5 protein-coding genes are annotated in these 11,675 nt (G+C 66.3%); 3 read left to right on the top strand and 2 right to left on the bottom strand.

From position 1 onward, the window contains the following. Positions 1-1,768, top strand: a 1,768-nt coding sequence (locus AC6A67_RS07145; RefSeq protein WP_498035857.1) for an acyl-CoA dehydrogenase family protein, incomplete at its 5' end; no start/stop codon positions are given. Between the two features lie 64 nt (positions 1,769-1,832). Continuing rightward, positions 1,833-2,930, top strand: a complete 1,098-nt coding sequence (locus tag AC6A67_RS07140; protein ID WP_498035856.1) for a CaiB/BaiF CoA transferase family protein — start codon at positions 1,833-1,835, stop codon at positions 2,928-2,930. 313 nt (positions 2,931-3,243) lie between these two features. On the opposite strand, the gene AC6A67_RS07135 is transcribed toward AC6A67_RS07140, so the two are convergent. Both AC6A67_RS07135 and AC6A67_RS07130 read right to left on the bottom strand, forming a co-directional pair. Beyond that, positions 3,244-4,203, bottom strand: coding sequence for a LysR family transcriptional regulator (locus tag AC6A67_RS07135; RefSeq protein WP_498035855.1), 960 nt, complete (start codon positions 4,201-4,203; stop codon positions 3,244-3,246). Positions 4,204-4,515: 312 nt separating this feature from the next. Next, positions 4,516-5,880 (bottom strand): MFS transporter, encoded by a 1,365-nt coding sequence (locus tag AC6A67_RS07130; RefSeq protein ID WP_498035854.1) that lies wholly within the window; start codon positions 5,878-5,880, stop codon positions 4,516-4,518. Between the two features lie 1,012 nt (positions 5,881-6,892). On the opposite strand from AC6A67_RS07130, the gene AC6A67_RS07125 reads away from it, so the two are divergent. After that, positions 6,893-10,963 (top strand): autotransporter outer membrane beta-barrel domain-containing protein, encoded by a 4,071-nt coding sequence (locus AC6A67_RS07125; protein ID WP_498035853.1) that lies wholly within the window; start codon positions 6,893-6,895, stop codon positions 10,961-10,963. Positions 10,964-11,675: the final 712 nt, after the last annotated feature.

Below are 11,675 nucleotides of genomic sequence, written 5' to 3'. Positions count from 1 at the left end.
AGTGCTTCTCAAACAGGGAGGCCGCGACAATCCGATGACCCAGCTTATCGCTCAGAAAACCCACCAGCCCGTTCCCGATCAATATGGCGTCAATCTGTTCAGCGACGACCCGGAACTTGCGGCTCTGCTGACACTGTATTTGCCAGATGACTTGCGGCGGCATCTGCTGCCGCATCTGGAGAGCCTCGGCGGTCTTGCGGGCGGGGCGCTTGAAACCCTGGCGCTGACCGCCGACCAGAACCCGCCGGTGTTGCAGCATCGCACCCGCAGCGGCGGCGACGCCCAGCACATCGTCAAGCATCCGAGCTATGTCGAGCTGGAGCGGGTGGCGTTCTCGCAATATGGGCTGGCGGCCATGTCGCATCGTGGCGGCGTGCTTGGCTGGGACACACCGATGCCGGCTGCGGCCAAATATGCGCTGACCTATCTGCTGGTGCAGGCGGAGTTTGGCCTGTGTTGCCCGCTGTCGATGACCGATTCCCTGACGCGCACCCTGCGCAAATATGGCGATCCGCAACTCATCGAAAAGTATCTCGCCCAGCTGACCACCCAGGATTTCGATGATCTGCGCCAGGGCGCGATGTTCATGACCGAGCAGGAGGCTGGCTCCGACGTCGGCGCCACCAGTGTGCGGGCCGTGGCCGATGGCGACGCTTACCGCCTGTATGGCGACAAATGGTTCTGCTCCAACCCGGACGCCGGCTTCGCCATGGTGCTGGCGCGGCTCGATGGCGCGCAAGCCGGGTTGAAGGGGGTGTCGCTGTTCCTTCTGCCGCGCATCCTCGATGACGGCTCGGCCAACGCCTATCGCATCATCCGGCTTAAGGACAAACTCGGCACCCGCTCGATGGCCAGCGGCGAGGTGCGGCTGGAAGGGGCGCGGGCCTATCTGGTCGGCGAGCTTGGGCGCGGCTTCACGCAGATGGCCGACATGATCAATAATTCGCGGCTGTCGAACGGCGTGCGCTCCGCTGGTCTGATGCGCCGCGCCTATAGCTCCGCCCTGTTCATCGCCCGCAATCGCCAGGCGTTCGGCAAAAGGCTGATCGAGCTGCCGCTGATGCGCAGGCAATTGCTGAAATTGCTGCTGCCGACCGAGCAGGCCAGGACCATGGTGTTCCAGACCGCCGACGCCCTGCGCCGCTCCGATGCGGGTGAGGCGGGCTGCTACGCCCTGGCCCGCATCATGACGCCGCTGATCAAGTTTCGCGCCTGTCGTGACGCCCGCACGGTGACCGCTGACGCCATGGAGGTGCGCGGCGGCTGCGGCTACATCGAGGAATGGAGCGACGCCCGGCTGGTGCGCGACGCCCATCTCGGTTCGATCTGGGAAGGCACGAGCAATATCGTCGCCCTGGACGTCATCCGGGCGATCCGCCGCGAGAATTCGCTGGAGGCGCTCGAACAGCATGTGCGCGGGCTGCTTGATGAGACGCCGATGCAACCCCAGGCCCGCGCCGTGTTTGACGCCACGCTTGCGCGCGTCACCACCGCAGCCAATCGCGTCGCCCAGGCCAATAGCGCCTCCGATCACGGCGCCCGCCAGGTGGCGTCGGCGCTGTATCACCTGACCACCGCCAGCGCCATGGCGTGGGAGGCGGGGAGGCTCGGCGCGCCACGCCGCATGCAGATCGCGCAACTGACCCTGCGCCACCGGCTGGCCCCGCGCGATCCGCTCGAAATCGACGCCGCCGAGCCAGCGTGGCTGCCTGGTTTGCTCGACGAGGCGCACGACGCCGCCGAGGTTGCTGCGGTGAATGTGCTGTGAGCGCCGCCCTGTCGCTGTCGGGACGCTGCGGCGGCGTCCGCCCATCGTTGCGGAGGATGCTGACATGACTGCAACCAGCCGCTCTGGCGCCCTTGCGGGACTGCGGGTTGTCGACGCCTCGCGCGTGCTTGGCGGCCCGCTGTGCGGGCAGATCCTCGGCGATCACGGCGCCGATGTGCTCAAGATCGAGCCGCCCCAGGGCGATGAAACCCGCGCCTGGGGCCCACCTTTCAATCAGGATGGCGTCGCCTCTTATTACCTCGGCCTCAACCGCAACAAGCGGCTGTTGCGGCTCGACCTTGCCCATGAAGAGGGCCGCGCCCGCCTGCTCGAGCTGCTGGCCGATGCAGATGTGCTGATCGAGAATTTCAAGACCGGCACGCTGGAGAAATGGGGCATCGGCCATGCGGCGCTGGCGGCGCGTTTTCCCCGGCTGATCCATTGCCGGGTCACCGGCTTCGGCGCCGATGGGCCGCTTGGCGGCCTGCCGGGCTATGACGCGGCGGTGCAGGCGCTGACCGGCCTGATGAGCATCAATGGCGAACCCGATGGCGCGGCGCTGCGCGTCGGCCTGCCGGTCGTCGACATGACCACCGGGCTCAATGCAGCGCTGGGCGTGATGCTGGCGCTTCATGCCCGCGCCGCCAGCGGCCGGGGCCAGTTTGTTGAGGCGGCGCTGTATGATTCCGGCCTGTCGCTGCTGCACCCGCACGCCGCCAACTGGTTCCTCGACGGCAAGCCGCCGCAGCGCACCGGCAACGCCCACCCCAATATTTATCCCTATGATTGCCTGCAGACGGGCACAGAGCCGGTGTTCTTCGCCATCGGCAATGACCGGCAGTTCGGCATTCTGTGCCAGCAGCTTGCGGCCCCGGAGCTGGCCAGCGACGCGCGGTTCGCCACCGCTGGCGCCCGCTCGGTCAATCGCGCTGCGTTGAAGGCGGCGCTAGAAGCGTTGCTGGCCGACAAGGATGGACCAGTATTCGCCGACGCCCTGGTGCGCGCTGGCGGCCCTGCGCGGCCGTGCTGCCGGCGCCTGCTGCGTTGCAGCACCCCCACACCGCCCATCGCCAGATGCTGGTTGAGGTGGACGGCTATCGAGGCCTTGCCTCGCCGATCAAGCTGTCGGCGACGCCGCCGGATTATCCCATCGCGCCGCTGACCGAGGGCGACAGTTTCCTGCCGCGGCATGATGCGGAGTGAGCGAGGGGCGGGTGTGGGCCAAGGCTTGGGGCAGGGCTTGGAGAAAGGGTTGGGCCAAGGGTTGGGCCAAGGGTTAGGGCAAGGGTTAGGGTAAGACGTGGATGCCCGTGACGAGCACGGGCATGACGGCTGGGGGGCTGATTGAGTCAGAGCCTCGGTCAGGTGAGAACCCGCCGGTAAGCGCCCGGCGGTGAGGAGCGGTGGCTGCGGGCCCGGCTGCCGTACGGCACGGCGGCGGGAGACGATGCCGTCAACGCGGCGTGGCGCACCTTTCAGGCCGCAGGGCCCGCTGCGTCACGCGCATACATTGCGCCATCGGGCGAGCCCTCCGATAGATTGTCGCCTGGGTCGGCGTCGGGCGCGATGTGGCGCACGAACATTTCGCGGGCCGGATGGTCGGCCCCTGCTGGCCAGATACAGGAAAACGCCGTGACGGCGTTGCTGTCTGCGATGGGGCGGAAGGTGACGCCGGCCATGCCGGAGCGTTGCAACGCGGCGGGAAGGATCGACACGCCAGCGCCCTGGGCGACCAGCGCCACCACTGACAGCCAGTGCCGCAACTCATGGCGCACGCGCGGGTGGAAGCCGGCGGCGGCGCACATGTCGATGATGCTGGCGTGATATTCCGGTGAGACGCGGCGCGAGAACAGCACGAAAGGCTGCGCGCGCAGCATGGCCATGGTCACCTGCGGCTGCCCCGTCAGCTCATGATCAAGCGGCAGGCAGCAAACGAACGGCTCCGAAAACAGCCGGACGATGGTGATAGTGTCCGGCACGCGCCGGGCGAGAATAATCCCCAGCTCCAGCTCGTTACGTTGCACCGCCTCAATCTGCTCACTGGAGTTGAGCTCGTTGAGCACGACCTCGATGCGCGGGTGCGCGGCCTGAAAGCGCCGCAGCCAGTCTGGCAGGCCGCGATACAGCAGCGAGCCGACGAAGCCGACGCGCAGCCGCCCGGCGGCGCCGGCGCCAATCTCCCGCGCCAGCACGCAGGCTTCATCGGCGCGCAGCAAGACCTCCCGGGCATGGTCGCGAAACACCGCGCCCGCCGCCGTAAGGCGCACGCCGCGCGAGTCACGCTCCAGCAAACGGGCGCCGACGGCGAGCTCGAGTTGCTGGATGCTGACAGATAACGGCGGCTGGGTGATGGCGAGACGGCTGGCGGCGCGGCCAAAGTGCAATTCCTCAGCGACGACAACGAAATTGCGCAAATGCCGGAGTTCAAACTTCATGGGCGACGCCTGTCGATGACGCCGCAACCGCGCCTGACCCAGACATCGCGCGAGGGGTGGCGCAAAGCTGCGGTCCGAAACTGCGGATCGTCATCCGGTAAGTGCGCCCCCTGACCCCGCTGGACCGTAACCTGGTCGAGGACGCAAGGCGAGGCCAAAGCCAAAAGGTGGCCCAGGCGAAGCGGCGCGCATGTTCCGGCATGCGGGTCATGGGCGTCTGCATGGGTGTTGCGCGCTTCCACGATGTACTTAAGGCGCATGACGTGTCCGTCATGCGCCTTGCTGGAACTGCAGCTTTGGACAAGTGCGCCGTCAGGCGGCGGCGGCCTGCAGGCTGTTCAGTTGCTCCTCGTCGAGCCGCTCGGCGGTGGAGCTCTGGCTGGCGATGTAGCCGGTCTTGTGCAGCAGGATCATCACGCAGGTGAGCGAGGTCAGCGCATAGCCGCCGGAGACCAAAGCTACCGGGATGATGCTGCCGGTTTTGTTGAGCAGAAATTGCAGCAACATGGGCGTGGCGCCGCCGACCGTCAGGGCGCCAAGCTGATTGGCCAGCGACAGGCCGGAATAGCGCACCCGCGCCGGGAAAGCCCGGGCCATCACCCCGCCGATGGCGCCATAAAACATGCCGTGCGGAATGGTGGCGAGGCACATGGTGATCAACGCCGCCCAGTAGTTCATGCTGTAGATGCCGTAGAACATCAGCGGCACCAGCAGCATTTCCGGCAGCGCAATCAACAGCATCGCCTTGCGCATGTCGATGCGATTGACCAGCACGGCCCCAAACGGCTGGGTCAGGCATTGCACCAGGGCGGCCATGGCGATCATGCCGAGGAAAGCGCTGGTGTCGAAGCCGAGGCTCTTCGTCGCCCAGGACAGTGCGAAACTGGTCTTGACGTAAGTGACATAGACAATCGGCAGCGTGCCGGCGCACAGCAGGATCAGCTTCCAGTGATCGCGGATGGCGTCGCGCACCGGCATGCAGTCGGATTTCTTGTTGTCGGCGATGAGTTTCTTGACGGGCTCGGAATCATGGATGCGCAGCCGGATCACCATGCCGATGACGATCAGCACTGACGACAGCAGGAAGGGAATGCGCCAGCCGCCATCGAGCAGGAAGGTCGGCGACGGCGCGTGGCTGAGGGCGAAGAACACGCCGATCGCCAGCAAATTTCCAGCGGGGGCGCCTTGCTGGGCGAAGGCCGAATACAGCACGCCCTTGCCCTTCGGCGCGTTTTCGCTGGCGATCAGCACGGCGCCGCCCCACTCGCCGCCGACGGCGACGCCCTGGATGAAACGCAACGTCACCAGCGCCAGCGGCGACCACATTCCCATGCTTTCATAGGTCGGCAACAGGCCCATGCAGGTAGTGGCGACGCCCATCATCATTAGCGTGGCGACCAGGGTGGTCTTGCGGCCGATCCTGTCGCCGAGATGGCCAAAGATCACCCCGCCAATCGGCCTTGCTATGAAGCCGATCCAGAAGGTCAGAAAAGCCAGGAGCGTCGCCTGGCCCGGATCCATGTCGGGCGGGAAGAACAATTTGCCAAACACCAGCGACGCGGCGAGGCCGTAAATATAAAAATCGTACCATTCAATGGTGGTGCCGACGAAGGACGCGACGCCTGCGCGCCGCGCGTGACGCGCGACGGCTGCGTCACTGATCTGGTTATTATCCATCCTGGCCAAACCTCTCCCGGGCATGACGCGTCAGCGAGCGCGCGGCCATGGCCACGCCCCTCTCCGCGCGCGTTGTTGTTTGTCGTGTGATGCGCCGCCACCAGACCGCTTCCGGCTTCCGGCGATGGGCGTGGCGCCAGGATGCGAAGATGCTGACGCATCCGCATCCTGAAATGCTCAGGCGCCGCACGGGCTTAACCAGAACCCGATGGGTCATGCTCATCGGGTTCTGGTATGACGGCGCCAGCTGCGCCATGCGGCTGCGTCAGACCACGCCGCCACCGGAGCGGCGCGCGGCGCCGGGGCGTTGCGCCGCCATGTGGACGCCTTGCGCCGGATGGCGTGCGCGCCGCATGGCTCACTGGCGATGATTGCGGCGCACATCTGATGTCGGCGCGCCGTTACTTTGTGTCGGACGCAATTCAGCACTGGTTTTTGCCTGAATCCCGTCGGCGATGCGCTGCATGTGTTGTGAAACGCGCCACCGTCTCCTGCTCCCATACTGGGTGGCGTGCTGCATCATCCGCGGCGCGCGCCCAGCACGCCAATTCGAATTTTGAATGGAGTCATAGGGCGGCCCTTGACGGCCAACGGCCTGTCCACCGCCAGCCGGCTTGCGCTGGGCGCTACGTCAGACCACGGGCGGCTCGACAGACGGTGAACGGCGACGGTCGCAAACGTCGTCATAGCTACGCTTAAGATGGTTAATCAACACACCCCTCACCAGTGCTTACGTCCTGACGCGGCGTTTATTTGCGGCATTACGGCATATTTTTCCATTGATGGCGCGGCTATTGGCGCTGACTGCGCATTGAAAACGAATCTTTCGTCCTTACGTTGCGCATAGATCGAGTCCAGCCGCCTGAAACTTAATTATGTCGCGGCGTAATTACCTTACGTAAGGTAGCGGATAGGTGCAAAATTCGCCAAATACTGTAATTTTGCCGTTCTAATCCATGCGGCATGGTGCTATTTCACGGCTGAGTCCACGGTTGTAGAGGGGGGATGGGGCATGAACCGATATCCAGGCCATGGCGCGCGTCAGCCGGCGTTTGCGCGATCGCGTAACAGGGCGGCGCTGCTTGCGTCCGTCGCAGTCATTTCGCTCGGCTATGCGGCGGCGGCCCATGCCGAACCGTCCGGTCCGACCTCGCCGATTGTCGCCGATGGCGTGGCGCTCGGCTCCTATGCTGACGCCGCCATCAACGCCGGCCTCGGCGGCACGGCGGTCACGGCGACCAATAATGGTTCGGTGACCATCACCAGCGGCACGCTGTCGACGCAGAGCAGTACCAGCAATCGTGGCTGGGGCGTTCTGGCCGGCAACGGCGGCGAGGTGACCCTTACCGCCAATGTCACCACCTCGGGCGCACGCGGCCATGCAGTTCAGGCCGGCTTCAACGGCACCAGCAGCGCCACCTATGACGGCTCGTCCGCCGGCGTCATCACCGTGACCGGCGGCTCCATCGCCACCAATGGCGATTACGCCACCGGCCTGCACGCCCTCGACGGCGGCACCATCAACGCAACCGGGGTGACCATCACCACGGCTGGCCCGAACAGCCCGACGGTCCATGCCGAGAGCAACAGCACCATCTCGCTGACTGGCGCCACGCTGTCGGTGACCGGCGGCAATAGCGTCGGCGTGCTGGCCAACAACGACCGCGCCGGCGCTACCGGCGGCCACGTCAATCTCACCAATACCAACATCACCACGACGCTCGATTACGGCTATGGCGTCTTCGCCAATGCGGGTGGTTCCGTCGACATCACCGGCGGCCTGATCAAGACCTCTGGCGGCTGGGGCTGGGGCGCCGTCGCCAAGGGCGAGGGCACGCTGATCACCGTCGACAATGCTGGCATCAGCACCACGGGCGCACGCGCGTATGGCCTGCACGCCTTCAACGACGCCATCATCCGGGGCTCGGCCAATATCACCACCACGGCCGACCGCGCGCACGCGGTGCAGGCAGGCGCCAATGGCACCAACAGCGACCCTTATCCGACTGGCTCGCGCGGCGTCATTGAGCTGACCGGCGGCACGATCGCCACGGCTGGCTATTACGCAACGGCCCTGCACATCGTGGACGCTGGCCACATCGCAGCCAGCAACATCACCATCACCAACACCGGCGCCTCCGGCCACGGCGCCCATGTGGAGAGCGCCAGCACGGTGGCGATCACCGATAGCGTGATCAATGTCGCAGGCGCCAACGCCCATGGCATCCACGCCAATAACGACAAGGCCGGCGCCACCGGCGGCATCGCCACTTTGGTCAACACCACGATCAACGTCACCGGCGCCAACGGCTTCGGCGTTGATCTGTCGGCGGGCGCAACCGCCAGCATCACCGGCGGCCTGATCAGCACCACCCAGAGCTGGTCCTATGGCGTGTCGTCGCGCGGAACCGGCACCAGCGCGACCCTGGTCAGCGCCGGCGTCGCCACCAGCGGCGAACGTGCCTTCGGCCTGCTGGCCCACACCGGCGGCGCCATTTCTGGCTCGGCCAATGTCGCGACCCAGGGCGATCGCGCCCATGCGGTTCAGGCGGGCGCCAATGGCACCTCCGGCGCGACCTATCCGACAGGCTCGGCTGGCACGGTCGCCCTGACGGACAGCAATCTGACCACCGCCGGCTATTATGCGGTGGGCCTGCATTCCGTCGACGCGTCGACCATCACCGGGGCCCGCGTCAACATCACCACGACCGGCGCAGCCGGCTTCGGCGTGCACGCCGAAAGCGAGAGCAGCGTCAGCCTGCAGGATTCGTCGATCATCACCAGCGGCGCCAGCGCCCATGGCGTGGTCGCCAACAATGACCGCGCCGGCGCAACGGGCGGCGTCGCCACGCTGACCAATGTCAACGTGACCGTGTCGGGCGCTGACGCCAGCGCTGCGGTCGCGGCCGCCGGCGGCGCGCTCAATATCGATCGCGGCGTTTACGCTGCGACCGGCGCCCAGGGCTCGGGCATCCTCGTGGTTGACGGCGGCCAGCTGAACGTCCGTGGCGCCCAGATCGCCTCGACCCAGGCGGCGGGCTTGCAGCTCATGGGCTCCTCGACGGTGACGCTGGACAATGTCACCATCGCTGGCGGCACGGCCGCCATTGGCGCAGCGTTCACCGGCGCCAACCAGAACGTCTCCGTGACCGTTGAGGACGGCTCGCGTCTGTCGAGCACCTCGGGCGTGCTGCTCAACGTCAATCGTGACGCAGCCGACGCGGGTTCGGGCGTGGTGCAGCTGACCCTGGCGGACGGTTCGGCGTCAGTGGGCGACATCAACGATCTTGGCGCCAAAACCACCGGCTATACGGACGTGTTGATCGAGGCCAACGCCAGCTGGACCGGCGTCACCCGGGGCGTGCGCAATTTCGCCTCGCAGCAGGGCGGCGACCTGAATTTTGACGCTGGCTCGGTGATTGGCGGCGACCTCAATCTCACAGGCACGTCGGCGCAGTTTGGCCCCGGCGTGCAAATTGGCGGCAACGTCAATATTGGCCCGGGCTCCCGGACCACCGGCGGCACGATCAGCAATCCTGTCGTCGTGTTTGGCGATACGCGTGTCGACGCAGGCGGCGTCATGGGCGGCAACTGGCGGCTCACCAGCCTGTTCAACCTCGGCGCCATCAGCCCAGGTAACTCCATCGGCGTCGTCACCGTCGCCGGCGACGTTTCGCTTGGCGCAACCTCGGTCTATCACGCTGAGATCAACGCCGCCGGCGAGGCGGATCTGATCGCCGCCACCGGCAAGGCCCAGCTGGGCGGCAGCCTCCAGGTCTCGGCCTATCCGGCCAATGGCGGCTATCTGATCGCCACGCCTTACACCGTGCTGACGGCCGCGGGCGGCTTTGACGGCACCACCTTCGACGGTGGCGTGGTATGGACTGGCTCGCCGTTGTCGCCGTTCCTGTCGCCTTATGTCAGCTACGACGCGACGTCGGTGTTCGTCACCATCGGCCGCAGCGACGTGACGCTGGCTTCGACCGCCGGCACGCCGAATGAGTTCGCCGTCGCCGCCGCGCTCGACCGGGCGCCTTTGAGCTCGGCGCTGGTGCAGGCGGTGACCCGCCAGACCACTGCGCTCAATGCCCGTCAGGCGTTCAACGCCTTGTCTGGGGAGCTGTATTCCTCGGTGTCCGGCGCGCTGGTTGAAGACAGCGACGTGGTGCGCGATGCGGTCAACAGCCGTCTGCGTCAGGCCTTCGGCAATGGCGTCAACGCCGCACAGTCGGCCCAGACCCAGAACGTCTCGGGTCTGAACGCCACCATCTGGGGGCAGGGCTTCGGCGGCTGGGGCCACGCGAGCTCGCCGACGACCGCCAAGGTCGACCGTTCGTCGGCTGGCTTCATCGCCGGTGTTGACGCGGCGATCGCTGACGTCTGGCGGGTTGGCGTCGCGGGCGGCTATGGCCGCACCTCGATCGACGTCGACCAGCGCATCTCCTCGGCCCACGCCGACACCTACCATCTGGCGTTGTATGGCGGCGCGCGCTTCGGCGCCATCGGCCTGCGCTTCGGCGGCGCCCATGCGTGGAACGACATCTCGGCCAACCGCGGCGTGACCTTCGCCGGCTTCGCCGACGCAACGCGCAGCTCGTACCGCACCGGCGTCTCGCAGGTGTTCGGTGAGGTGGGCTACACCGCCCAGTTCGACCGCACCACGGTCGAGCCGTTCTTTAGCGTCGCGTGGGTTGGCATGGACACGGCCCGCTTTGCCGAAGCTGGCGGTCTTGCGGCCCTAAACGCCCGCACGGCGTCGCTGAACACCACCTTCACCACGCTGGGCGCCCGCGTCTCGCACAGCTTCGCGCTGGCCAACGGCGCCGATCTGACCGCCCGCGGCGCCATCGGCTGGAAGCACGCGCTCGGCGACGTCACCCCGCGCAGCGTCATGGCGCTTGCCGGCACGAACACGCTGTTCTCCGTGGAAGGCGCGCCGATCGCCCGCAACAGCCTGATGCTGGAAGCTGGTCTCGACGTGACGCTGATGCCAAACGTCAGCCTCGGCGTCGCATGGGTCGGCCAGATCGCCGACCGCGCCCAGGATCACAGCCTGAAGGGCAGCTTCAACGCCCGCTTCTGAGCCGGACGACAACAGACAGTCATCGCAAGGGGCGCCCATCGGCGCCCCTTTTGCGTATGCGGCGTCAGCCGCGAACCTGGTCGTCGCTGGAGCGTGTGCGCCTCTCGCTGGGCGGCGCAATCCCGGCTGGCGGCGCGCTTGCATCGTGTGGACCAGATGGCGAAAGCTCTGGCGCGTCAGACCAGCGCCGGCACCGGCTGACGTCCATAAAGGCATGCGCATGCTGGGTGTATTACCGGACCCCGAACATGACTCATCGAGGTCCGGTTTAGTCCGTGCGCCCCCTGACTATTTCAGGATGCGGATGCATCAGCATCTTCGGATCCTGGTAAAAAAGCTGTATCGACCAAGCCTTCGTTAGTGAAATGCGCCCTGGGTTGGTCTTCCATTACCTAAAAATGATAATGTTAAGCATTCCACAGACGTATTGATTGGCTCAATGCGCCGCCAGTCCTGTCCCTTTGCTGGATGGGAGGCAAGCGCGAGGTGAGCCATTCTCGTGGCGTTACCTGCCCGCTCTGGGGCTGAATGTGTCGCGCCGCCTCGCGTGGTCGTTCCTGTTGCCTGTGCGTGCGCGGATGACGCCGCGACGCCGTGGCGCGCGCCGAGGCTGCGCGGATGATTGCTTCGCCCTGCCGCAGCGAACGCGCGGCGCACTGTCATAGCAGCGAGCGCAAAGCCCGGGCAGCGCGCTGGCGGCTGCAACCCCAGT

This window comes from Camelimonas sp. FR25, assembly GCF_059740505.1.
The sequence above is the reverse complement of the archived record's forward strand: the minus strand, read 5'-3'. Positions and strand labels throughout refer to the sequence as shown.

Excerpts from the sequence above, each read along its gene's own strand:
- AC6A67_RS07130 (WP_498035854.1), bottom strand. The coding sequence starts at position 5,880 with ATGGATAATAACCAGATCAGTGACGCAGCCGTCGCGCGTCACGCGCGG.
- AC6A67_RS07135 (WP_498035855.1), bottom strand. The coding sequence starts at position 4,203 with ATGAAGTTTGAACTCCGGCATTTGCGCAATTTCGTTGTCGTCGCTGAG.
- AC6A67_RS07140 (WP_498035856.1), top strand. The coding sequence starts at position 1,833 with ATGACTGCAACCAGCCGCTCTGGCGCCCTTGCGGGACTGCGGGTTGTC.
- AC6A67_RS07125 (WP_498035853.1), top strand. The coding sequence starts at position 6,893 with ATGAACCGATATCCAGGCCATGGCGCGCGTCAGCCGGCGTTTGCGCGA.